At 64.6% G+C, this 23,230-nt stretch carries 19 protein-coding genes; 6 read left to right on the plus strand and 13 right to left on the minus strand.

What is annotated here, in order from left to right; genetic code table 11:
- The 8 genes from CT676_RS05290 to rpsT all read right to left on the minus strand — a co-directional run bounded on the left by CT676_RS05290 (nt 1) and on the right by rpsT (nt 11,866).
- A complete protein-coding gene (locus CT676_RS05290; RefSeq protein WP_085405073.1) occupies nt 1-2,541 on the minus strand; it encodes an arylsulfatase in 2,541 nt (846 codons plus the stop codon).
- 143 nt (nt 2,542-2,684) lie between these two features.
- Complete coding sequence (locus tag CT676_RS05295; protein ID WP_135214082.1) at nt 2,685-4,853, minus strand: hypothetical protein; 2,169 nt, start codon at nt 4,851-4,853, stop codon at nt 2,685-2,687.
- 106 nt (nt 4,854-4,959) lie between these two features.
- A complete protein-coding gene (locus CT676_RS05300) occupies nt 4,960-5,703 on the minus strand; it encodes a hypothetical protein (RefSeq protein ID WP_085405117.1) in 744 nt (247 codons plus the stop codon).
- Between the two features lie 119 nt (nt 5,704-5,822).
- Nucleotides 5,823-6,959 (minus strand): DNA replication/repair protein RecF, encoded by a 1,137-nt coding sequence (gene recF, locus CT676_RS05305; protein WP_085405075.1) that lies wholly within the window; start codon nt 6,957-6,959, stop codon nt 5,823-5,825.
- A gap of 90 nt (nt 6,960-7,049) precedes the next feature.
- A complete protein-coding gene (locus tag CT676_RS05310) occupies nt 7,050-7,415 on the minus strand; it encodes a DUF559 domain-containing protein (protein WP_085405118.1) in 366 nt (121 codons plus the stop codon).
- A gap of 127 nt (nt 7,416-7,542) precedes the next feature.
- Complete coding sequence (dnaN, locus tag CT676_RS05315) at nt 7,543-8,661, minus strand: DNA polymerase III subunit beta (protein WP_014491013.1); 1,119 nt, start codon at nt 8,659-8,661, stop codon at nt 7,543-7,545.
- A gap of 280 nt (nt 8,662-8,941) precedes the next feature.
- The gene (gene dnaA, locus CT676_RS05320; protein ID WP_063980098.1) at nt 8,942-10,354 is read right to left on the minus strand and encodes a chromosomal replication initiator protein DnaA; all 1,413 of its coding nucleotides are present in this window, start codon (nt 10,352-10,354) and stop codon (nt 8,942-8,944) included.
- A 1,245-nt stretch (nt 10,355-11,599) separates the two neighbouring features.
- Nucleotides 11,600-11,866, minus strand: a complete 267-nt coding sequence (gene rpsT, locus CT676_RS05330; RefSeq protein ID WP_028151115.1) for a 30S ribosomal protein S20 — start codon at nt 11,864-11,866, stop codon at nt 11,600-11,602.
- Nucleotides 11,867-12,264: 398 nt separating this feature from the next.
- Here rpsT and CT676_RS05335 point away from each other — a divergent pair, with 398 nt between their 5' ends.
- The 3 genes from CT676_RS05335 (at nt 12,265) to CT676_RS05345 (ending at nt 14,364) form a co-directional block, all read left to right on the plus strand.
- Nucleotides 12,265-12,582, plus strand: coding sequence for a hypothetical protein (locus tag CT676_RS05335; RefSeq protein ID WP_007616084.1), 318 nt, complete (start codon nt 12,265-12,267; stop codon nt 12,580-12,582).
- A 168-nt stretch (nt 12,583-12,750) separates the two neighbouring features.
- Complete coding sequence (gene msrA / locus CT676_RS05340) at nt 12,751-13,407, plus strand: peptide-methionine (S)-S-oxide reductase MsrA (protein WP_135214083.1); 657 nt, start codon at nt 12,751-12,753, stop codon at nt 13,405-13,407.
- A gap of 210 nt (nt 13,408-13,617) precedes the next feature.
- Complete coding sequence (locus CT676_RS05345) at nt 13,618-14,364, plus strand: polysaccharide biosynthesis/export family protein (protein WP_028151117.1); 747 nt, start codon at nt 13,618-13,620, stop codon at nt 14,362-14,364.
- A 1-nt stretch (nt 14,365) separates the two neighbouring features.
- Here CT676_RS05345 and CT676_RS05350 read toward each other — a convergent pair whose 3' ends face one another.
- The 4 genes from CT676_RS05350 to CT676_RS05365 all read right to left on the minus strand — a co-directional run bounded on the left by CT676_RS05350 (nt 14,366) and on the right by CT676_RS05365 (nt 16,918).
- Nucleotides 14,366-14,845 (minus strand): hypothetical protein, encoded by a 480-nt coding sequence (locus CT676_RS05350; protein ID WP_085405076.1) that lies wholly within the window; start codon nt 14,843-14,845, stop codon nt 14,366-14,368.
- A gap of 92 nt (nt 14,846-14,937) precedes the next feature.
- On the minus strand, nt 14,938-15,612 hold the full coding sequence (locus CT676_RS05355) for a dienelactone hydrolase family protein (RefSeq protein WP_135214084.1): 675 nt from the start codon (nt 15,610-15,612) through the stop codon (nt 14,938-14,940).
- 181 nt (nt 15,613-15,793) lie between these two features.
- Nucleotides 15,794-16,129: a hypothetical protein gene (locus CT676_RS05360; RefSeq protein ID WP_135214085.1), complete on the minus strand. Its 336-nt coding sequence runs from the start codon at nt 16,127-16,129 to the stop codon at nt 15,794-15,796.
- Between the two features lie 24 nt (nt 16,130-16,153).
- Nucleotides 16,154-16,918: an alpha/beta fold hydrolase gene (locus tag CT676_RS05365; RefSeq protein ID WP_085405079.1), complete on the minus strand. Its 765-nt coding sequence runs from the start codon at nt 16,916-16,918 to the stop codon at nt 16,154-16,156.
- Between the two features lie 314 nt (nt 16,919-17,232).
- On the opposite strand from CT676_RS05365, the gene CT676_RS05370 reads away from it, so the two are divergent.
- From CT676_RS05370 to CT676_RS05385, 3 genes are all read left to right on the plus strand, one after another.
- Nucleotides 17,233-17,724: a (2Fe-2S)-binding protein gene (locus CT676_RS05370; RefSeq protein ID WP_014491023.1), complete on the plus strand. Its 492-nt coding sequence runs from the start codon at nt 17,233-17,235 to the stop codon at nt 17,722-17,724.
- The gene (locus CT676_RS05375; protein WP_085405080.1) at nt 17,721-20,003 is read left to right on the plus strand and encodes a molybdopterin cofactor-binding domain-containing protein; all 2,283 of its coding nucleotides are present in this window, start codon (nt 17,721-17,723) and stop codon (nt 20,001-20,003) included. The genes CT676_RS05370 and CT676_RS05375 overlap by 4 nt, the downstream gene beginning before the upstream one ends.
- 411 nt (nt 20,004-20,414) lie before the next feature.
- Nucleotides 20,415-21,509, plus strand: coding sequence for an HD domain-containing phosphohydrolase (locus CT676_RS05385; RefSeq protein ID WP_063980092.1), 1,095 nt, complete (start codon nt 20,415-20,417; stop codon nt 21,507-21,509).
- A gap of 124 nt (nt 21,510-21,633) precedes the next feature.
- On the opposite strand, the gene CT676_RS05390 is transcribed toward CT676_RS05385, so the two are convergent.
- On the minus strand, nt 21,634-23,214 hold the full coding sequence (locus CT676_RS05390) for an AMP-binding protein (protein ID WP_085405082.1): 1,581 nt from the start codon (nt 23,212-23,214) through the stop codon (nt 21,634-21,636).
- Nucleotides 23,215-23,230: the final 16 nt, after the last annotated feature.

Genomic DNA, 23,230 nt, shown 5'->3' on the forward strand with positions numbered 1-23,230 from the left:
TCAGTCCCTCGCTCTTTCGAGCGCGTGTCGAATGACCTTTTGCTCATCCTCCGTCATCTGCGTCGCGCCAAGCTTGAAGGTCAGCTTGTCGATCTTGCCGGTGAAGCGGAAGGGCAGCTTATAGCTGTCGTCCACCGTCGTGCGGGTGTCGCTGCCGATGTCAAACGTTTCGTCGATGGCCATAAGAAACGGAATCGTGTGCGGGATCGTCTTTGCGGCCACCAGCTTGCCATCGGCCGTCAGTACACCGGTGCCACCCTTGCCCGGACCGGGTCCGTTGTACTTGAAGTCGAATACAATGGTGTGCTTGCCCGGCTTGAGCGCATCGGTAAACAAGTCGCGACCGCCAATGCCACCTTCCCAGCGGTACCGTTCTAGATCGAGCAGGTTATAGACGAAGACCGGCTTGCCTTTGAGCAGGTAGAGGGCGTATCCGCCAAAGCGACCGCCTAGAGTGGCGATCATTCCTTCCGCGCCGCCCTTAGGAACGGTAACCTCGGCCGTGATCGTGTAATCCTTATTGAGAAGGCTCGGAGCGTTAGCGTCAGGGATGCCAGCGTTCTCACCAGAATATGTGAAAACGGTTCGTCCGGCGGTCGCGCTTGGGCGCGGTGTCACAATGCGGGGCAGGACCGAGTTGTCCAGCGGAAAGACCTGGTATTTCGCCGCCTCCGACAGGAACAACGCTTGCAACTCCTTGAGCTTGTCGGGATTCTTGGCTGCGAGGTCATTGGCCTGCGAGTAATCCTCGGCGATGTTGTAAAGCTCCCACTTGTATTCATTGATCCCCGGCAGCTTGGCGGTGCCCAGAAGCCAGGGAGGGGCAGGCGGCGTCGTACATGCATACCAACCATCGTGATAGATGCCGCGGTTGGCGAACATCTCGAAATATTGCGTGTCGCGCTTTGACGGTGCATTGGCGTTGGCCTGGTCGAACGTATAGGCCATGCTGACGCCCTCGATGGGCCTTTGCTTGATGCCATTGACGGTGTCGGGAGCCTGAATGCCGGTGGCTTCAAGAATCGTCGGCACGATGTCGATCATGTGATGGAATTGGCTGCGGATGCCGCCGACGTCCTTGATGTGGCCGGGCCATGAGATGGCCATGCCTTGCCGGGTGCCGCCGAAGTGCGATGCCACCTGCTTGGTCCATTTGAACGGGGTATCGAAGGCCCACGACCACGCCACCGACATATGCGGGTAGGTCTTGTCGGAGCCCCAATCCTCGTAATGGAGCATCAGCTCGGTTTCGGGCAGTTTCAGAATGCCGTTGTAGGCGGTCATCTGGTTCGGCGTGCCCTCGAGGGTTCCTTCGGCGCTGGTGCCATTGTCGCCGCTGATGTAGATGATCAGCGTGTTGTCGAGTTTGCCCATGTCCTCGACCGCCTGGATGACGCGGCCGATTTCGTAGTCGGTATACGCCGCATAGCCGGCAAACACCTCGGCTTCGCGCGCGTACAATTTCTTCTGGATGAACGAGAGCGAGTCCCATTTCGGCAGCGTATCCGGCCAGGGAGTGAGCTGGGTGTTCGCCGGGATCACCCCGAGCCGCTTCTGGTTGGCGAAGATCTGCTCGCGCAGCTTCTCCCAACCCATGTCGAACTTGCCCTTGAACTTCTCGCTCCATTCCTTCTTCGGCTGATGTGGCGAATGGGTGCCGCCGGGCACGTAGTAGACGAAGAACGGCTTCTCGGGCGCCGCCGCGTTCAGTCCGTTCATGTAGTTGATGGCGTCATCCGCCATGTCGGTGATGAGGTTGTAGCCGGTCTTGCCGACCCATGGAAAAACCTGGCTCGTGTTGCGGAAAAGGTAAGGCGTCCACTGGTCGGTCTCGCCGCCCATGAACCCATAAAAATACTGAAATCCCATGCCGATTGGCCATTGGTCGAACGGCCCGGCCGAGCTGTACAGATAGGTCGGGGTGTTGTGGTTCTTGCCGAACCATGAGGTGGCAAATCCATTGTCCCGAAGGATAGTCCCGACCGTTGCACTGTCGGGGCCGATGACGGAATCGTAGCCGGGAAAGCCGGTGGACATTTCACCGATCACGCCAAACCCCACCGAGTGGTGGTTGCGGCCGGTGATCAGCGCTGCCCGCGTCGGCGAGCAGAGCGCTGTCGAGTGAAACTGCGTGTAACGCAGGCCCGCCTTGGCGATGCGATCCATGTTCGGGGTCGGGACCACCCCACCGAAGGTGCCGGTCACGCCATAACCCTGGTCGTCGGTCATGATCAGCAGCACGTTCGGCGCGCCTTTGGGCGGCACAACGGACGGTGGCCAGTATGGCTTGGAGTCCGTGGCATCTTCCTTGATCACGCCTTCGAACTTCGGAGGTTCAGGCGGAAGCTGCTTGCCATCGATGGTTGTCGTGGCGCTCGGCGAACCCGGCGTGCCGGTGGTTTGCTGCGCGAGGCAGGTCGTCTCCAGAGCACACAGCCAAAAAGCGACGGTCAGTGCGGTGCCGCAAAGCAGCAAGTTGCGGTGGTTTAGTAAGCGGCTTTCTGGCTTTGAGCTATCGTCAACGTGACGGGTACGCGTCATTGGAAGCTCCCTCTTGGAGACGTCAGAACCCTGTTGACGCCTATTCGGGACGCGATGCCGCAACGCTCTGTTGATCTAGATCAACTTTCCGCCCACGGGTCCGAAACGCCGGCTGTGCGTGGGCGCACCTGCTTCGTCGCACCTCAATACATTTGCAGCGGAAGCACGTCGCCGCTTGGTCCCACCAGGAGGCCCCAGGCATCGCCGGCGGCAACGGTGAGGGTGTCGGTGCGGGCGGGCTGACCGGGCATACGCAGCGCGTACTGGTACTTGCCGGGCGGGAGGTCGAGCATCGGGCCTTTCGGCGATTGCGGGCCGCCGGCGCCGGCCGCGATCTTGATGGTCTGCTTGTTGATCGTCAGCGACGCCTCCTTCGGCCCGATATTGCCGAGCATCAGCCTGGCCTGGCCCGCCTTGGGCATGATGTCGGCCTTGGCCGCGGCCTGCGGATTCCGCTGCACCAGGCTGACCGTTGTCTCCTCCCTGGCGCGGCCGAGCTTCAGCATGGCCGGACCCTCCGGCGAGGCGAACGCCAGCTCCGCCCGCTCGGCGGTAACAGTCGCGCCGTCAGTCTTTTCCTGCCAGCCGCGCTTGGTGAGCTCTGCGCGATAGAAGGCGAGGACATCTGAGAGCTCAGCCGGAATGCTGGCTTCGAGCTCCTTGCGGAAAGACTGGTCGCTGCCGGGGAATTTCGTCGAGCTGATCCCGCTCGAGCTGCGCTGCGTCGGCACCGGCAGGGCGGAATCGGGATCGGGCTTCAGCGGCTCGGTCGATTTGGCTTGGATCGGCTTTGCTTCTGCCGATTTGGCCTCAACCGGCTTCGCCGCAGCCACCATGAGGCCGGATCCGGTGGCGCTGACATTCACCTTCGGGCCCATCTGCATCACGGTCATCGAGATCGATTTGCCGGCCTTGGAGAATTCCATCACCGCCATGTTGGGCTGGTTGATGACGGAGGGCTGCTCTTTCCAGCCCGCGTTCTTCAGCGATGCGCGGTAGAAGCTGCCGAGCGCCTTCACGCTCGACGTGGAAGAGAATTCGAGCCGGCCGTCGCCGCCTTCGAACGTCACGCCTTCGGCGGTCTCGGGCAGCGGCACCGGTGTCTTGCTGTTGGCGAGCGCATTGAGCGGCGCATCGGAGAGTCCGGCGGCCTGCACCTTGCGCCGCGCCTCGTCGGCGGCGATGAGTTGCTTGGCCGCACCGAGCGCGTCACCAAGAAATTTCTCATCGGCTTCTTTCTTCGCCTTGGCGCGGGCGGCCAGCGCGGATTCTTTCACCTGCACGTTCAGGCTGATCATGGTGAAATCATATTTGCGGCCAAGCCGCAGCACGCCGGTCTCCTCGGCGTTGGAGACTTTGATTGCGACTTCGTCGCCGGGCGCGAGCGGCGCGCTGCCATCTTCCTGCCAGCCGCGCGCGGCGAGCTCGCGATGATAGAAGGCGAGCACGGCGGGCAGCTCGGCCATCGCGGCGGCCGACATCTCGCGCTTGTTGGAGCTTGCGCTGCCGAGGCCCCTGGCCGTCTTGGTCGGATTCGGCCGCGGCAGCCCGGCCAGATCGCTATCGGCCTTGAGCTCGCTGGGCAGGGCGAAGGGCGCGACGCGGATATCGACATTGGTGCGGCCGTCGTCGCGGCGCGTCAGTGTCAGCATGACCGGCTTCTGCTGGTAGAAGCCGGTGTCCTTGCTGTCGGGGTGCGCGTAGAAGGCGCGCAGGCCGTTGGGAACGGTTTCATCGAGGCTGGTCGTCCAGCGCGCGGCGGTTTCCGGCGTGAGCTTCTGCCAGCCGATCGCAGCCATCTGGCTGGCGTAGAAATCCGACGTCGCATCGAGCGCGCTCGGCGCGATGCAGCCGAGATAGGGCCGGGTCCCATCGAACATGATGTCGCTCGCGCCGTCCGGAAACGGCACGTTCCCGTAGATCCGGTCGGTCGTGTAGTAGACCACGGATTGATCGGGCCGGCCGAGGGCCTGCGTGAAGTGAACCGAAAGGCCCTGCCGTCCCTTCTTGAAGTTCAGCGTGGTGCTCTTCTCCTCCAGCGGCCTCACATAGGGCACCCAGCCGTCGGCGCTCAGGAGTTTCTTCACCGCCGGCGACGTCACGGCTTCCGGCGTCGGCATGCGGTATTCGACGCGGTAGGGATCGGGGCGCGAGGTGTCTTCCACGGCGCCCTCGAGCTGCGGCAGCGCATGGACGTCGACAATGCCTCCGTCGGCAGCGGCCGCGATCGAGCAGCTCGCCATCAGGACAAGGCCGCAGGCAAGCAGCTGCCATCGTGCCGGGACTTGCGTCCCGCGCGGGATCATCGACATCGTCACGTCTCCTGGATATCGCGCAAGGCTCAGGCGCGCGCATTTGCAGGCTGCGACACCGTCGACGCGGCCTCAGACGAGAAGTCGCGGCAGAAACCCGGGAGGTTCAATACAGCAGGAGCGGCGACCATGCCTCTCCGTCGCGCCCGACCGTAAGCTCCCAGGTATCGCCGGCGGCGAAGTTGAGGATGTTCGTCGTGGCTGGATGGCCCGGCACGCTCACCTCGTAGGAATATTGGCCGGGCTGCAGATCCAGCGAAACCGCGTAGGCGCCGGCAGCGTGCTTGATGGTCCGGTCGTTGATCGTGAGCGTGGCTTCCGTTTCGCTGATATTGGAGAACACCAGCTTCGCCTGGCCGGGCTCGGGCATCACGTTCGCATTGGCCGCGACAGATGCGTTCTTCTGCACGAGATTGACGGCGGTGCTGGCGTCTTTGCGGTCGAGCGCCAGCATGCCAGGTCCGAGCGGGGAGGCGAAGGCGAGCTTGACGTGATCGGCGGAGACCACCGCGCCATCGCGCTGCTCCTGCCAGCCGAGCTTGCTGAGCTCGGTGCGGTAGAAGGCGAGGACGTCGCCGAGCTCGGCGGGCACGGTGGCCTCCAGCCTTGTGCGGAGCGGCGTTTCAACGCCCTTGACGACGGTGGTGTGCGTTCCTCGGTAGCTGTAACGGGTCGGAGCGGGCAGCTTGGCAGCGGGGTCCGGCGTGAGCGCCGATGCGAACAGCGGCGACAGATGCGGCACCCAGGCGCTGGCGCTTGCTGCGAGCATGCAGACCGCGAGCAAGAGGAGGCCGCACGCAAACGCCAGCCATTGAGCCGGGACCCGCGCCCCGGTCCTTACCGTCCGCATCTCATTCTCCAGGGTTTTCGCGCGTGATGTCATTTGCGCGCTGGCGAAGGCCGTGACAGGCATCGCCGCGGCCTCAAAGGCTAGTCGCGATTGCAAACGGCCGGGTTCAACGGCGCGGTCTAGCGCCGGGCGGAGACACGTCCGCTCTCGACGTCAAAGACATCGCCGCCTGCGCCAATGTCGGCGAAGGCGGCGGGGTCGGCACCGGTCAGCCACACCTGCGCGCCGAGCTTGCGCAGCTCCTCGAACAGCGCCGCGCGCCGGTTCGGATCGAGATGCGCGACGACCTCGTCGAGCAGCAGCAGCGGCACGATGCCGGTCATCTCGGCGACCAGGCTCGCATGCGCCAGCACGAGGCCAATCAGCAGCGCCTTCTGCTCGCCGGTCGAGGCATCGCGCGCCGGCATGCTCTTCGGCGCATAGATCACCTGGAGATCGGTGAGGTGCGGACCGTCGGTGGTGCGGCCGGCGATGGCGTCGCGCGGGCGGTTGTCGCGCAGGATTTGGCGGTAGCGGTCCTCGACCGACGTCGCGGTCTCGTTGAGCAGCGCGTTCTCCATCCAGCCGTCCAGCGCGATTTGCGCGGACGGAAAGGCGGATTCCTGCGCGCGGGCGTTGAGCATGCCCGTCAAACGCGCCGCAGTCTGGCCGCGCGTTGCGGCGACCGCGACCGCAAGCTCCGCGGTCTCGCGCTCGATTGCGTCACACCAATGGTCGTCGTAATTGCGCGTCTCGAGCAGGCGGTTGCGCGACCGCAGGGAGCGTTCGAGCGCGGAGATGCGGCTGGAATGCTCGCTGTCGATCGCCAGCACCAGGCGGTCGAAGAAGCGCCGCCGCTCGGAGGCCGCGCCCATGAACAGCCCGTCCATCGCCGGCGTCAGCCACACCATGCGGATATGGTCGCCGAAGGCGGTGGCCGAATTGACCGGCTCGCGGTCGATGCGGCAGCGCCGGCTGACTGTGGCGTCCGCGCGCGGCGCGTCGATGCCGGTGCCGAGCGTGGCGAGCCCCAGCGCGCCCTCGACCTGCGCCGACACCGCCCAGGAGCCGTCGCCCTGGTTGTCGGCGACATCTTCCAGCGTGGCGCGCCGCAAGCCGCGGCCCGGCGACAGGAACGAGATCGCCTCGATACAATTGGTCTTGCCGGCCCCGTTCGGCCCGACCAGCGCCACCATGTCAGCCGCCGTCTCGAGCCCCGCCGCCCGGTAATTGCGAAAATGCGTCAGCGTCAGGCGTTGAATGCGGGAGGGGGTCATATCACTCTGTCATTGCCGGGCAGTGCCTTCCCTCCCCCCTTGTGGGGGAGGGTGGCGCCTCACGAAGTGAGGCGACGGGTGAGGGGTATCTTACCGCCCGGCAAGCTTTGCAAGGATGTCTTCCAACACAGAAGCGGGTTGCTGTAGCACGTCATTGTTCCAGTAGCGCGCTATGGCGAAACCTTTGGCGGACAAGGCCGCGTCACGAGCTGCGTCGCTTTCCGATTCTGCATGTTGGCTTCCGTCAATCTCGATCACGAGTCTTTTCTCGAAACAGACAAAGTCGAGAATGTAGTTCTTGAACGGCTCCTGTCGGCGAAACTTGAATGTGGAGAGCCGACGATCCCTCAGCAAGCGCCACATTGCCATTTCGGCGTCAGTCGGCTCGTGCCGCATCTTCCGTGCAAATTGGCGGAGAGGCGGGGAGGTCGGTCGATGGGACGGGTCTCGTGGCACCAACCCCTCACCCAAGTGAGTTTGCGTCAAACACCGGTGCAGCCCTCTCCCACAAGGGGAGAGGGCGCAGTAACGTGCATCGCGCTTGGTTCTAAAGGCAGTGTGCGCTGGCGAGGGAACACGTCCCTCACACCCGCATCGGCATCAGCACATACAGCGCGCTCTTGTCGTCCTTGTCCTGCACCAGCGTCGGCGAGCCGGGGTCGGCGAGCTTCAGCGTGGCGACGTCGCCTTCGATCTGGGCGGCGATGTCGAGGAGGTAGCGGGAGTTGAAGCCGATATCGAGGGCGTCGGAGGCGTATTCGACTTCGAGCTCTTCGGTCGCGCTGCCGGAATCCGGGTTGGTGACCGATAGCACCAGCTTGCCCGGCGACAGCGAGAGCTTCACGGCCCGGCCGCGCTCGCTGGAGATGGTGGAGACGCGGTCGACCGCGTTCTCGAAATCCTTCTTGTCGACGACGAGTTCCTTGTCGTTGCCCTGCGGGATCACGCGGCCATAGTCGGGGAAGGTGCCGTCGATCAGCTTCGAGGTCAGCACCACATTGCCGATGGTGAAGCGGATCTTGGCCTGCGACAGCTCGATCGTGACTTCGGCCTCGTTGTCCTCGATCAGGCGCTGCACCTCGCCGACGGTTTTCCGAGGCACGATCACGCCGGGCATGCCGTCGGCGCCCTTGGGCTGGACCAGGTCGAGCTGGGCGAGCCGGTGGCCGTCGGTGGCAACGCCGCGCAGGGTGGCGGCCGTGGCCGTGCCCGCGGCGTGCAGATAGATGCCGTTGAGGTAATAGCGCGTCTCTTCGGTCGAGATCGCGAACTGGGTGCGGTCGATCAGCCGCTTGACGTCCTTGGCGGCGAGCGAGAACGAATGCGACATGTCGCCGGCGGCCAGATCCGGGAAATCATTCTCCGGCAGGGTCTGCAGCGTGAAGCGCGAGCGGCCGGCGCGGATCGCCAGCACGGCGCGGTCGCCGTCGGCCTCCAGCACGATCTGCGAGCCATCGGGCAGCTTGCGCACGATGTCGTAGAACATGTGCGCCGGCACGGTGGTGGAGCCCGCGGTCGCGGTTTCGGCCGGGAGCGTCTCGGTCACCTCGAGGTCGAGGTCGGTCGCCTTCAGCGACAATTTCGCGTTCTCGGCGCGGACCAGCACGTTGCCGAGGATCGGAATGGTGTTGCGGCGCTCGACCACGCGGTGGACATGACCCAGCGATTTCAGGAGTTGCGCGCGTTCGACCGTAACCTTCATTGCACTACTCGCCCGATCCCCAAGGAAACACAACGTTGGAAAAGCCGGGCGGCGGGACGCGCGCCACGGCATCGAAGACCCCGAAAAGCCGGATCATCCAGCCGATATGACCAAAGCCGTCAGGGTCGCGCAAGGTGGCGCGGAAAGCCATCCGTTTCAAGGGATTGGGGGGTGGTTCCCCACGATTTACAGCCCAAAAGGAGGGCGGCCGTCCCGGCAAACGAACACCGCCGCCCAGGCATGGCCGGGGCGGCGGGAGAATGGCAGGAGCCTTAGGCGTTTATTCCTGAAGCTGGCGCTTCAGCGACTCGACTTCCTCGGACAGCGCCGTGTCCTTGTTGACCAGCGCCTCGATCTTGCGCACAGCGTGCAGCACCGTGGTGTGGTCGCGCCCGCCGAAGCGGCGGCCGATCTCGGGCAGCGAGCGCAGGGTCAGCGTCTTGGCGAGATACATCGCCACCTGGCGCGGACGGACCACGTTGGCGGTGCGGCGCGAGGACAGGAGGTCGGAACGGCTGACATTATACTGCCGCGCCACCACGCGCTGGATGTCCTCGATCTTGATCCGCTTCGGCTCCTGCGGCCGGACCAGATCGCGCACCTCGCGCTCGGCCATCTCCAGCGTCACCGGCTGGTTGTTCAGCTTCGAGTGCGCGAGAAGCCGGTTGATCGCGCCTTCGAGGTCGCGGCCGTTATGGGTGATGGTGCGCGCCAGATAGAGCAGCACCTCCTCCGGCACGTCGAAGGTGGCGTGATGGGCGCGGGCCGCCGCGACGCGCGACTTCAGGATGCCATGCCGCAGTTCTTCGCCGAGCGAGCCCATCTCGACCACGAGACCGCCGGCGAGACGCGAACGCACGCGATCGTCGAGGCTTTCGAGGTCGGACGGCGGACGGTCGGCCGCGATCACGACCTGGCGGCCGGCATCGATCAGCGCGTTCAGCGTGTGACAGAACTCGGCCTGGGTCGACTTGCCCTGCAGGAACTGGAGATCGTCGATCACGAGCACGTCGATGCCGCGCAGCGCTTCCTTGAAGGCGAGCGCCGTCTGCGTCTTCAGCGCGGCGACGAAGCCGTACATGAATTTTTCCGCGGTGAGATAGAGCACCTTGCGCTCGTTGCCGGAATTGCCGGCCCAGGTCACGGCCTGGAGCAGATGCGTCTTGCCCAGCCCAACGCCCGCATGGATGTAGAGCGGGTTGAACATGACGGGATCGCCGCGACGCCCTTCGGCGACCTGACGTGCCGCCGCATGCGCCAGCGTGTTGGAGCGGCCGACGACGAAGCTCGCAAAGGTCAGGCGCGGATCGAGCGGCGAGCCGCCGAGCGCGTCATGATTTGCGGAGACCGGCGCAGTCGCCGTCGAGCGCAGTTCCGGCGCGGGCGCGCGGCGTGTTTCGACCGGCGCAGGCGTCTCCTTCTGCTGCACGACCGGGCGCACCGCGGAGCGAACGGTGAGATCGATGCGATGAACTTCCGGCGCCTCGGCCTGCCAGCACGACAGTACGCGCTCGGCATAATGCGCCTGAATCCAGCTCTTCAGGAAGCGCGTCGGCACCGAGAGCCGCACGCTCTCCTCCTGCACGCCTTCCAGATCCATACGGGCGAACCAGCTCGTATAGACGTCTTCGCCTACGTTCGAGCGCAGCCGGCTCTTCACGCGTGACCAGCGATCCTGTTCCGATGTGTTCATCGTCAAAAAACTTCTATTGAGAGATAAAGTTGCGTTGTGAGTGCCATGAAGGGGTCCCGCCAGGATCCTTCAAAGGGCACGACCTCGAGCGATTCCATCGTCGGACACAGCTCCGCCGTTCGGCGCGAACGCCGCGGGTCGGACTAGCGATGTCAGAGATGGAGGGGTCGCGAGGTCAGCGCGTACTCGGCGCTCCGTCACACGCGGGAGGCTGGAGGTTGGGCTGATCTAAACCGGCATCGTTGGAGTAGGTGGCTTGTTTCAATACCGCGTTGAGTCCGTAAGACATGATACCCTCCCCGTCCTGCCGTGATTGCTCACGGCAAGGTCCTGCGTGTCCTGAAGACAACTGCGACTGAAGTCGCCGATGTCCCGCCCGTCTGCACTGTTCGTCCGCTCGGCTACGCCATCACGTGTGTCGCGGTAGTTTCATGACATCTCTCGTTTGCGTCTGGCGCGAGCGGGATCGAAGATCCCACATGGAGACATTCAGACAAAGAGCTACCGTTCCCATATTGCTATGGGTTTTGAACCGACAATCGCTTGTTGAAGCGTCGCCTACGTGCACACCGCCGCCGATTTGCACGCTCGCCCCGTTTCTAAAACCGCGCTGGTCTTGAGATCGTGGGCGCTGCGGACGACTTAAGGAATACACTATGCGGAAAGACTCGCAACGGAATTGATTCACACTTGAGGCGACTAAAAACTTGACCAGCGTTAACGGCGCGCGGGAGTTGTGCACAGGCTTGCGAGCAAGAGTTTGAATCCGTGCACAGATTCGAAGGCGCCGCGCGTCATGTGACAAATCTCCGCCACCGCCAAAAATTTTTTACAAAAGCGTCACGCGCACGCCTTGCGGGCAATTTTTCCAAATGCTTGTCGACGCTATGTCGATAAGTGATTATTGAGACACCGCTTTTTGAGTCTCGTTTCGCAGGGTAACTCCATCGCGAACCGGTTCCGGGAAAACTACGGTGTGCAGAACTCTCGCGCGCGCGGATTCAACTTAAGCCCGCCCCGCAGGGGTTTTTCGCAGCGCAGTGAGAGTTTCCACTGTTGCAAAAACATCCGCCAGTGAAATTACGGGCGCAGCGCAGCGAAGACGACACGAGTCTTCCAACGGAAGCGTGGTCGCCCAACGACCGCAAGCGTGAATTGTGACAGGCAACAAAAAGCCCGGCGCGAGCCGGGCTGATTGACGAGCGCGATGTCGATCCGATCAGTCGATCGGATGACTCGACGAGCTTACTTCGCGAGCTTGGCGATCTGCGCGGTGAGCCGGGAGACTTTGCGGCTCGCGTTGTTCTTGTGAACGATGTTGCGCTGCGCGGCCTGCATCAGCGCGGGCTCGGCGCTCGCCATCGCCTTCAGCGCGGCGGCGCGGTCGCCAGTCGCGATGGCTTCTTCGACGGTACGCACGGCACCACGCATCTGGGTGCGGCGCGACTTGTTGACGGCGGTGCGGCGGGCGATCTTGCGCGTCGCTTTCTTGGCGGAAGTGGTATTGGCCATGGTCTCAATATCCTTTGCGGTACCGGTCGCGTCTTGGTCGGGTAGCGCCGGCTGCTTGACCGCTTAATCGACGCTCGGATTTAGGGTGTTCGGTTGCTGGGCTGTTCCCGGAACATGAGCGACGGCCTTGCGGTCGTCTCTGAGGCTCCAAGCCTTTAAAGCTCATGGAGCCTGCAACTGCTCAAAGAACAGCGGCGGCAGGATTGCGCCCACCGCCAGTTGGCGCCCTTATAGAGGGGGTCTGCGGCACCGTCAACGCTTTCCGGGGCTGGAAAACAGGCCCTGAGAGCTCCAGCGCGCGCCGTAACGCCCTGAAGAGGTTGAATTTCTGCCGTCGCCCGGCTATTGGCTGGCGGCATTGCAGAGGTCGTCCGATCGGACGACCATATAGGTGAGGCATGATCCGCGGCTTTTTCCGACTGATTGGGCTGTTGCTGCTGGCCGGCGGGTTCATCTTCATGGTCTATGACGGCGCCCGCTGGGTGGCCGACCAGACCCTGCGGTTCACCCGGTTCGGCCAGTTCTGGAACGACATCAACCAGGCCAGCCAGACGGCGTTCCGCACCTGGGTCGAGGCCAAGGCGCCCTGGCTCTGGACCTCGGTGATCCGCCTCGTGCTGGATCAGCCGGTTTTCGCCGTGCTCGGCATTTTGGGCATCCTGCTGATGATCCTGTTCCGCCCGCGGAAACCCTTGATCGGATATTCCCGGGATTGATCTTTCAATTCCCGCCGAGACTGAACCTCGCGTTGACGGCAGCCGTAACAGGGCTGCCCCCTCCTGCGTAGATACCTATATTCCCACCTTGATCGCGAGCGCGCCGCCTGAGCCCTTGGCTTGTTGCATTGGCTCAAGCGACGGACAGCTCGTCTCGGAGAGCCAATCATGCTGTTCATGCGCAAGACCACCGCATTGCCGAGCGTCACGGAAGCGCTGCCGGGCCGTGCGCAAGCCATTCCCACCGCGACCACCCATTTCGTCAACGGCGCGAAGTTGCAGCCGCCTTATCCCGCGGGCCTCGAGCAGGCCGTGTTTGGGCTCGGCTGCTTCTGGGGCGCCGAGCGCAAATTCTGGCAGCTCGGCGACGGTGTCTACGCGACCGCTGTCGGCTATGCAGGCGGCCACACGCCGAACCCGACCTATGAGGAGACCTGTTCGGGACGCACCGGCCACACCGAAGTGGTGCTGGTCGTGTTCGATCCGAAGAAGATCTCTTACGAGAAACTCCTGAAGACGTTCTGGGAGAGCCACAACCCGACGCAGGGCATGCGTCAGGGCAACGACGTCGGCACGCAGTACCGAAGCGCGATCTACACTTACTCTGATGCGCAGAAGAAAGCGGCCGATGAATCGAAGGCGCTCTATCAGAAGGCGCTTGCTGCAAAAGGTCTCGGCGCCATCACGACCGAGATCGCGCCCGCCGGCGCGTTCTATTTCGCCGAGGACTACCATCAGCAATATCTGGCGAAGAACCCCGCCGGCTATTGCGGCCTCGGTGGCACCGGCGTGTCCTGCCCGATCGGCGTGGGTGTGAGCGCGTAAGCTCGCCACGAACAACTCGTCATGGCCGGGCTTGTCCCGGCCATCCACGATCTTCGTGCGGCACCAAGAACGTGGATGCCCGGGACAAGCCCGGGCATGACGGAGTGTGCGGTGTCATCGCATCCGCATTGCCGCGCTGCCCCCCTCAACGCTTTGTTAACCATAACCAGTGCAAGACTGGGGCCGTCTCGTTTCGAGGGATTAGGTCCGGTGCCGGTTGCACGCGCGTTTCGATGGTCGATCTTGACAGCCTCCTTGGCAGCGTCCGCCGCGCTTGCCCTCGGCGGCTGCATGCAGACCGCCGGTCCCGTCGCGGTCATGCAGCCCCGTGCCGATCTCGACTCCATGGCCTATGGTCAGCCCTATGGCGCACCACAGCCGGTCGTCGTCGCCGACGGTGGCGGCGCCATCGGCGCGTTGCGCAATTCCTTTGCCTCGTCGCCTGCACCCATGCCGGTCGGCTACGCCGCGCCGATGGCGGCGCCGGTGCGCTACGACTCCTCCTATCATCTCGACGCCGGCGACAGGCTGCGCGTCGTGGTCTACGGCCAGGAAGGCCTCACCAACAGCTACGCCATCGATGCCGGCGGTTCGATCACCATGCCGCTGATCGGTGGAGTGCCGGCCCGCGGCCGCACCCCGGCGGGTCTCGCCGGTGAAATCGCCGCACGCCTGCGCAACGGTTACATCCGCGAGCCCTCGGTCGCGGTCGAGATCGAAGCCTACCGCCCGTTCTTCATCCTCGGCGAAGTCACCGCACCCGGCCAATATCCTTATGTCCCGAACATGACGGTCGAAAGCGCGGTCGCGATCGCCGGCGGCTTCTCGCCCCGCGCCAAGCGCGACGTGGTCACCGTCACGCACACCGAAGCCGGCGGCGCGATGCGCGCCATCGTCCCGCTCGGCACTCCCTTGAGCCCCGGCGACACCGTGTTCGTCGGCGAGCGCTGGTTCTAGCTCACCGCCTGAAATCCAGCCGTCCGTTCGGAAAGCATCCGTCGATGCGCGTGCCATCGACCACGAGCCCGATCCATGGCCGCGTGATCGCAGGCGTGGTCAGGTTGATGTACTTTCCGACCAGGCGCGCGCCCTCGCGCGCAGCATCGATCAGGCCGTGCCGGCGGCCATGGTCCCAGTCGAAACGCAGATAGATCCGGCTCCCCGCGATGCGGATTTCCGCGCGCCCCTCTTTCCATCTGTCTGGCGTATCGCCCGCGATGGTCGGATCGGCGCCACCGTTCCAGCGGCTCGCCCAGATGCCTTCGAGCGGGTCCGAGGGCGCTGCGATGGCCGCCCAATGTACCGCGTTGATGTCGGCCGCATCGCCGGCCAGCGTGGCGGTCGCCGCGTAGTCCATGACTTCAGAATCGTCCGGGCCCGGGACGTCCATGGTTCCGAACGGATTGCGGATGACGAGGTGCGTGATGGCTTGCTGCATGGCGATCTCCCGGCGCGAGTTGGCTTGATCGGCCAGCTCTATCGCCGGGTGCCGTGATGCAGCCACCCGATTCCTGCTTTGAGTGGCGCGCGCTACTTCGTCAGATGCTTCGCGAAAAATTCCATCGAGCGCGGCCAGGCGACATCCGAGCTCGCCTTGTCGTAGCTCGGCCGCTCGTCGCAGTGGAAGCCGTGCTGGGCGCCGGGATAGATGAAGACCTCCACATCCGGCCGCTTCGCCTTGACGGTCTCGACGTCGGTCAGGGGAATGCCGGCATCCTTCTCGCCGAAATGCAGTTGCGTCGGCACCTTCGGTTTCTCGTCGGCGAAGCGCACCACGGCGCCGCCGTAATAGCCGATCGCGGCCTTCAGGCCCGACAGCCGCGTCGCCGCGACAAAGGCGACGCTGCCGCCCAGGCAAAAGCCGATGATGCCGACCGGCCCGACGCTCTTCACCGCGTCGATCGCGGCCTGGGTGTCGCGCAGCATCGCGTCCCAGTCGGGACTGGCGACGAACTTGCGCGCCTCGGCGATCTCGTCGGGCGTGTAGCCCGACTGGAAGTTCGGCGAGGTCCGGTCGAAGATCGATGGTGCGATCGCGACATAGCCTTCCCTGGCGATGCGGTCGCAGACCGAGCGGATGTGGTGATTGACCCCAAAGATCTCCTGGATCACCACCACCGCGCCCTTCGGGGCGCCTGAGGGATCAGCGCGATAGGCGCCGAGCTGGAAATTGTCGGAAGCCGTCAGCTTGATGTCTTGTCCCACGCGGGTTGTCCTTCTTGGTTGTCGATCCGAAATTTCAGCTCTCTGCCCTCATCCTGAGGAGCGCTCCAACGGAGCGCGTCTCGAAGGATAGAGGCCCGGGACGCATCAGCGTGGCCTTCATCCTTCGAGACGCTTGCTCCGCAAGCTCCTCAGGATGAGGGGAGGCGGCTGCGCGTCGCACTCACTCCCACATCCAGTTCTCGCCGTAGTCTTCCTTCCATCCCGCCAGCCGTCCGTGACGGAACTGCAGGAACAGGCGGTGACGGTAGGGGATCAGTCCGCTGCCGCCGAGGTTGCGAAGCGCGAGATAGATCTCGTTGCCGGGCCGCCCGCGCACATATTGCAGAGGCTGACCCAGTGCCCGCGCGGTCTGCTCGGCATCCATGCCGAAGGCGAGCGGCGTGTTGTTCGACAAGGTCGCAATGAAGGGCCGGCGCGGCTGCGTGCCGCCGAACGGTTCGGCCTGCGCAGACATCGACAGCAGCACCGCGCTCGCAGCCAGTATCGCTTGCTTCATTGCCAGTGTCCCTGTCCGACCGTCCTATCCCGGCAAGTTCTTTAGGAAAGGCGTCACCGCGTCAATAAAAGCCTTGGGCTGATCGATGTTGACGGCGTGACCGGCGGCGGGGATCACGACCTTTTGTGCGCCGGGGATCTTTGCGGCCATGTAGTCGGACGCGGCGAGGAACGGCGCGTCGTCGGCGCCGACCACGATCAGGCAGGGCACCTTGATGTCGGGGAGCAGCTCGATCACGCGGGCGTCGCGCTGGGTCAGCATGCCGCGTGCGGCGAGCGCCAATCCCCTGGCGTTGCGATGGCTCGCGGTGGCGCGCTCGCGTGTCGCCGACTTCAGCATGTCGAGACCTTCATGGTCGAGCTTGTCGGCGGTCGCAAGCGCCCGCGCATTCCAGGCCTCGCGCGCGTCGTCCTTCTTGAAGCCGGGGCCGGTGTCGATGATCAGCAGGGCAAGGGCGCGTTGCGGATAAGCGCGATAGAACGCGAGCGACATGTAGCCGCCGAGCGAGAGCCCGCCGATGATGGCGTGCTCGGCGCCGACCGCATCGAGGATCGCGGCCATGTCGCCGATGGTGAGCGCTTCGCTATAGGCATGGGGATCGTCGGGATAGTCGGACTGGCCGTGGCCGCGCATGTCCCACAGGACGAGCTTGTGGTCCTTCGCGAGCGCGTCGACCTGGCCATGCCACATCGCCGAGGTCGAGGAATAGCCGTGGGTGAGCAGCAGCGGCGGACCCTCGCCGTGAACTTCGTAGTAGATCCCGACACCGTCCCGATCGACCTTTGGCATGTCTCCCGCCTCTTTATGCTGGTTGTTGTTTTCGCGTCGATCCTAGCCCGACGGGTTACCTGGAAGAAACTGCCTGAACGCGATGGCACGCATGCCTGATGCATTCTCTGTTGCGTCCAGTCGCTGCATCGGGTGCCGTTGTCGCAACGCACAACACTGAGCTGCCGCGATAGTTTCGATCGATTCCAAATTGCATTTGCCTCTGGCTGCGAACCCGATCATTCTTGCGATCAAGGTGGGCGCCAGCCCGGTGGGCGTCCACTGTTCAAGTTGCCGCCGTAAGCGGCTTCATGCACCGGCAGGGGAAGACGCCTATGCCAACTCTCACCATCAACGGGCGGAGTCTGTCCGTGGATGCGGCGAACGACACGCCGCTCCTCTGGGCGATCCGCGAGCAATTGCAGATGACCGGCACCAAGTTCGGCTGCGGTGCCGGGCTGTGCGGTGCCTGCACCGTGCACGTCAACGGCGAAGCCGTGCGCTCGTGCCAGACCATGGTCGGCGATGTCGCCGGCAAGAAGATCACCACCATCGAAGGCCTCTCCGCCAAGGGCGATCATCCGCTGCAGAAGGCGTGGATCGCCGAGCAGGTGCCGCAATGCGGCTACTGCCAGTCGGGTCAGATCATGCAGGCGGCCTCGCTGCTGGCCAAGAATGCCAATCCGACCAAGGAGGAGGTCGTGGCGCATATGGACGGCAATCTCTGCCGTTGCATGACCTATTCGCGGATCCAGAAGGCGATCATGCGCGCCGCCACCGAGATGCGCACCGCATCCGTCTCCGGCAACGAACGGAGGCCCACATGAATAAGCACGTGACAACCATCACACCCGAGACATCAGATCTCAGCCGCCGCTCCTTCCTGGTCGGCACGGCAGCGACCGGCCTCGTGCTCGGCTATGCCGGCGTGCCCGGCATCGGTGAGGCGCTCGCTGCGCCTTCAAACTTCGAGCCGAGCGTCTGGTATGCGATCGCGCCCGATGGCCTGGTCACCGTGACCTGCGGCAAGGCCGACATGGGCCAGCACATCGCCTCCACCATGGCGCAGATCGTCTGCGAGGAGCTCGGCGCGAAGTGGAGCGACATGCGCGTCGCGCTCGCCTCCAACGATCCGAAGTTCAACGACCCCGTGCTGGGTGCGCAGATCACCGGCGGCAGCTGGTCGACCATGATGAACTTCGACGCGATGAGCCGGGCCGGCGCAGCCGGACGGACGGCATTGACGGAAGGCGCGGCCGCCGCGATGGGCGTGCCGGCGTCAGAGCTCGTGGTGCGCGATTCCGTGATCTCGCATCCGAAGTCGAAGAAGCAGATGTCGTTCGCCGACGTCGTGAAGAGCGGCAAGGCGACCAAGACCTTCACGCCGGACGAGCTGAAGGCGATCAAGCTGAAGACGCCGGACCAGTACACCATGATCGGCGTGTCGGTGCCGCAGCTCGACATCCCCTCCAAGACCAACGGCACGGCCAAGTACGGCATCGACGTGATGCTGCCGGGCATGGCCTATGGCGCGGTGGTGACGCCGCCGGTGCGCTTCGGCGCCACGGTGAAGTCGGTCGACGACTCGGCTGCGAAGAAGGTGCCGGGCTTCATCAAGGCCATCACCCTCGACGACAAGACCGGCACGACATCGGGCTGGGTCGTCGCGGTCGCCAGCACCTACGCCAATGCCAAGAAGGCGGCGCAGGCGCTGAAGATCGCCTATGACGGCGGTCCGAACGCGAAGGTCTCGAGCGAGTCGCTGCTCGACGAAGCCAAGCGGCTTCAGAAGCTTGACGATTCCGGCCAGTTCTTCGTCAAGGATGGCGATCCCAACGCGGCGTTCGGCTCGGCCGCAAAAGTGCTGGAGGCGGAGTACACCACCAGCATCAACATCCACGCGCCGATGGAGCCGATGAACGCCACGGCGGAGTTCAAGGGCGACATCCTGCACATCTATTCCGGCAACCAGTTCGCGACGCGCTCCGGCGCGATTGCGGCAGGTGCCGCCGGGATCGATCCGAAGTTCGTGGTGATGCACCAGATGTGGCTCGGCGGCGGTTTTGGCCGCAGGCTCGATGCCGACATGATGGTGCCGGCGGTGCAGGCGGCGAAGGCCATCGGCAAGCCGGTGAAGGTGATCTACACGCGCGAGAACGACATGACGATGGATTTCTCGCGTCCGCTCACCTACCAGAAGGTCAAGGCCGGCGTGGACGGCGACGGCAAGCTCGTCGCGCTCAGCCACGACGTCGTCTCGGCCTGGCCGACCGCGCGCTGGGGCATCCCCGACTTCCTGACGCCCTCGGTCGACAAGAAGGGCCCGCTCGATTCCTTCACGGTGAACGGGGCCGACTTCTTCTACACCGTGCCCAACCATTATGTGCGCGCGATCAAGAACGAGCTCGCGCACAATGCGACGCCGTCCGGGCAGCTTCGCTCGGTGGCGCCCGGCTGGACGTTCTGGGCGGTCGAAAGCATGATCGACGAGATCGCGGCTGCGACCGGCAAGGACCCGGCGCAGTTCCGCATCGCGCTGCTCGACGGCAAGGGCAAGAACGACGGCGGCGCGCAGCGGCTGCGCAACACGTTGCTCGCCGCGATGGGGCTGTCCGGCTACGGCACCAAGCAATTGCCGAAAGGCGAGGGCATGGGCGTGGCCTGCGTCTCCTCGCAGGAACGCGCGACCGCGAGCTGGACGGCGTGCGTCGCCCATGTCGCGGTGGCGCCGTCGGGCGAGGTGACCGTGAAGAAGCTCACGGTCGCAACCGACGTCGGCACGCAGGTGCATCCCGACAACATCCGTGCCCAGGTCGAGGGTGCGGCGCTGTGGGGCCTGTCGCTGGCGATGTACGAGAAGGCGACGCTCAAGGACGGTGGCATCGAGCAGACAAACTTCGACAGCTACACGCCCTTGCGCATGAGCCAGATGCCCGAGGTCGCCGTCGCCGTGATCGCCAACGGCGAAAAAGCCACCGGCGTCGGCGAGCCCGCGGTGACGGTCATCGCCCCGGCAATCGGCAACGCCATCTTCAACGCCTCAGGCGCCCGCATCCGAGCCCTGCCGATCACGGCCGAAGCTGTGAAGGGGGCGATGAAGGCGTAAGGCGAGGCGTAATTGCCAAGTAAGCTGATCCGCCGCAGGGCAACTTCCGGCGGATTTGTTTTGGTAGGCGTCTCCACAATCTCGCTGTCATGCCCCGCGAAAGCGGGGCATCCAGTACGCCGCGGCCTCTCAGCTCCGGCCGCGCCGCCTCGGCGTACTGGGTCGCCCGGTCAAGCCGGGCGACGACAGCGGAGAGTGGGCGAGAGCGCCCCAAATTTCCCTTTCCATCAAGGCCCGTTCTACTGTGCATGGGGTTGTTTTCACCGTTTTCGACTAGAACCGCGCCGCGACCCCAATTCCCTAAAATTGCGCGCAATTCCGCAGGGTTCCATTGAGCACGCCTCTTAAGGGCCGGAGAACCTGATCCGGCTTAGGCTGACGCCAAATACACTCCCGTGCTCTGGGGAAGCCATGAACGCGCCAGCCAAATCCGCCGCCAAACGCCGGCTCTTGCTCGCTTCCGACCGGAGCGACGAGAGCACCGAGCTTGCCAGCATCCTGAAGGCCGTGGGCGACGTTTCGACGGTGACGACGCAGGACATTCCCGAGCAGCCGTCGCGCGATCTGTCCGGTCTCGTGGTCGACATCAATCTGCGCTCGCCCGAGAGTGTGCAGCGGGTGCGCAACAAGCTGCGCGGCGATGCCTATCGCACGATGCCGCGCCTGTTCGTGCTCGCCGATGCCCTGCATCACGGCACCATGCAGGCCTGGGCGCTGGGCGCCACCGACACGATCTCGCGGCCGCTGCAGCCCGATGCGATTCTTCAGCGCATCCGCGCCGCGTTCCCCGACACCGCCACCTATGACGCAACCGATCGCGGCAAGACGCTCAACCGTGGCGTCGAGGCGGCGCATGCGGTGCTGGCGAAGATGTTCGAGAAGCTGCCGCTCGGCGTGCCCCTGACCTTCGACGACGTCATCGCCGCCGAGAGCAAGATCCTGAAGGCGATCAAGCATTCATCGCTGCGCGAATGGCTCACCACCGTCGGCTGCCATCATGTCGGCAGCTACCGCCACTGCCTGTTCGTCACCGGCTTCGCCGTCGCCTTCGCGCAGCATCTCGGCATGCGCGAGGACGACCAGCGTCGCCTGACCCGCGCCGCGCTGTTGCACGACGTCGGCAAGGCCTTCGTTCCCTCCGTGCTGCTCGACAAGCCCGGCAAGCTCACCGACGAGGAGATGGCCGAGGTGCGCCAGCATCCGCGTCGCGGCTATGACGCGCTCGCGGAGCAGGGCGGCTTCCCGCCGGAGATGCTCGACGTCGTGCTGCATCACCACGAATTCCTCGACGGCTCTGGCTATCCGAACGGCCTGTCGTCGAACCAGATCAGCGACATCGTGCGGGTCACGACGATCGTCGACATCTACGCGGCACTGGTGGAGAAGCGCGCCTACCGCATGCCCTTCACCCACTCGCGCGCCTTCACGATGATGGAAGGCATGGGCGGCAAGCTGGATCAGCAACTGCTGCAGGCGTTCCGGCCGGTGGCGCTGGGATCGTTTTGAGCAAGATGCCGTAGGGTGGGCAAAGGCGCAAAGCGCTGTGCCCACCATGCTTCCTCAATTGCGACCCAAATGGTGGGCACGCTTCGCTTTGCCCACCCTACGGCAGCGTGCCGCGTGGCGACGCTCACCCCACCATCTTCCTTAGCTCCGCCTTCGCCACCTTCTCCAGCGTCGAGCGCGGCATATCGTCGACAAGCCTGATCTCGCGCGGCACCTTGAAATCCGCGAGTCCCGCGCCGCAGGCCGCCATCACGCGATCATGCAGATCGGGCGCCGCGCCCGCGACGCCGCCGTGCGGGATGATGAAGACAACAGGCACCTCGTCCAGCATCGGGTGCTTCTTCGCCACCACCGCGGCCTCGCGCACGCCTGCTACCACCGCGATCACCTGCTCGATCTCGGAGGCCGCGACGTTCTCGCCGCCGACCTTCAGCATGTCCTTGGCGCGGTCGCCGAACCTGATGAAGCCGTTCTCCAGCCGCTCGACGCGGTCGCCGGTGAGAAAGAAGCCGTGCTCGTCGAAGCTTTCGCGCGTCGCCTTTTCATTGTGCAGATATTCGGCGAACAGCGACAGCCCGGCGATGCCCTTGATCGCGAGATTGCCGGTGTCGCCGACTTCAGTCGGCCGTCCGTCATCGTCGGTGATGCGGATCTGATATTCGGGAGCCGCGCGCCCGATCGACATCGGGATGTTGGGCTGGTCGACCTCGCCGATGATGCCGTGGGTGATGGTCTCGGTCATGCCCCACCAGCCGATCATCTTGACGCCGAACGCAGCAAACGCCGGCGGCTCGTTGATGGCGGTGCCCCACAGGCGAAATTTGTGGTCTTTCGGGATCTCCTGCTCGAGCAGCGCCTTCATGCAGAACGGAATCGTCGAGGTCCAGGTCGAGCCATGCTCGCGCGCGACGCCCCAGAACCGGCTCGCGGAGAACCGCGGCTGGATCACGCAGGTGGCGCCGACCCACAGCGTTGCCAGCATCGAATAGGCCAGCGCATTGGTGTGGAACAGCGGCAGATAGGTCTGGTGCACGTCGTTCGCATGAAGGTCCTCATGCGCGGCGTTGATCTTGGCGCCCCACAGCGCGTTGGCGTGGGTCCACAGCACCGCCTTCGGGCGCGAGGTCGTGCCTGACGTGTACTGCACGCTGCACGGCGCGAACGGGTCGGTCGCGCGCCTGGGACGGTCGGCGCTGTCGGCGAATAGCGATTCAAAACTGTCGCCGCGCGAGACCGCTTGCGCGGGCGCCGCGCCTGCATCGTGCGAGGTCACCGCCAGCCAGCGGATGTTGCGGCAGCTTTGCGCGACGAGCTCGGCATAGGCCGGCTGCGTGATCGCGGCGACCGCGCCGCAATGATCGGCGAAATATTCCATCTCCGCCGGCGCCGAGCGGGTGTTGGTGGTCACCGCGATGGCGCCGAGTTCGACGCAGGCGAACCAGGCCAGCAGCGCCTCGATGCAATTGTCGAGATGAATGAGCACATATTCGCCCGGCTTGACGCCGCGCTTGGCCAGCCCCGCCGCGAGCGCGCCGACGCGCTCGTGAAACTCGCCGTAGCTCCAGCGCCGCGCCGGCGCATCGAACGGCGCCCAGATCAGGAATGCATGATCGCGGCGCACCGCGGCGCGCATCTTCAGCAGCCAGGGTACGTCGAGCCCGTCGAACGGTCCTACGAGTCCGGATTCGGTGTATTGAGGTGGCATGGCTCCTCCCGTGCAG

Source organism: Bradyrhizobium sp. MOS001 (genome assembly GCF_004634465.1).
Taxonomy (GTDB): Bacteria; Pseudomonadota; Alphaproteobacteria; order Rhizobiales; family Xanthobacteraceae; genus Bradyrhizobium; species Bradyrhizobium barranii.

Coding starts and splice junctions, on each gene's coding strand:
- CT676_RS05290 (WP_085405073.1), bottom strand. CDS start 2,541: ATGACGCGTACCCGTCACGTTGACGATAGCTCAAAGCCAGAAAGCCGC.
- CT676_RS05295 (WP_135214082.1), bottom strand. CDS start 4,853: ATGTCGATGATCCCGCGCGGGACGCAAGTCCCGGCACGATGGCAGCTG.
- CT676_RS05300 (WP_085405117.1), bottom strand. CDS start 5,703: ATGCGGACGGTAAGGACCGGGGCGCGGGTCCCGGCTCAATGGCTGGCG.
- recF (WP_085405075.1), bottom strand. CDS start 6,959: ATGACCCCCTCCCGCATTCAACGCCTGACGCTGACGCATTTTCGCAAT.
- dnaN (WP_014491013.1), bottom strand. CDS start 8,661: ATGAAGGTTACGGTCGAACGCGCGCAACTCCTGAAATCGCTGGGTCAT.
- dnaA (WP_063980098.1), bottom strand. CDS start 10,354: ATGAACACATCGGAACAGGATCGCTGGTCACGCGTGAAGAGCCGGCTG.
- rpsT (WP_028151115.1), bottom strand. CDS start 11,866: ATGGCCAATACCACTTCCGCCAAGAAAGCGACGCGCAAGATCGCCCGC.
- CT676_RS05335 (WP_007616084.1), top strand. CDS start 12,265: ATGATCCGCGGCTTTTTCCGACTGATTGGGCTGTTGCTGCTGGCCGGC.
- msrA (WP_135214083.1), top strand. CDS start 12,751: ATGCTGTTCATGCGCAAGACCACCGCATTGCCGAGCGTCACGGAAGCG.
- CT676_RS05350 (WP_085405076.1), bottom strand. CDS start 14,845: ATGCAGCAAGCCATCACGCACCTCGTCATCCGCAATCCGTTCGGAACC.
- CT676_RS05360 (WP_135214085.1), bottom strand. CDS start 16,129: ATGAAGCAAGCGATACTGGCTGCGAGCGCGGTGCTGCTGTCGATGTCT.
- CT676_RS05365 (WP_085405079.1), bottom strand. CDS start 16,918: ATGCCAAAGGTCGATCGGGACGGTGTCGGGATCTACTACGAAGTTCAC.
- CT676_RS05370 (WP_014491023.1), top strand. CDS start 17,233: ATGCCAACTCTCACCATCAACGGGCGGAGTCTGTCCGTGGATGCGGCG.
- CT676_RS05375 (WP_085405080.1), top strand. CDS start 17,721: ATGAATAAGCACGTGACAACCATCACACCCGAGACATCAGATCTCAGC.
- CT676_RS05385 (WP_063980092.1), top strand. CDS start 20,415: ATGAACGCGCCAGCCAAATCCGCCGCCAAACGCCGGCTCTTGCTCGCT.
- CT676_RS05390 (WP_085405082.1), bottom strand. CDS start 23,214: ATGCCACCTCAATACACCGAATCCGGACTCGTAGGACCGTTCGACGGG.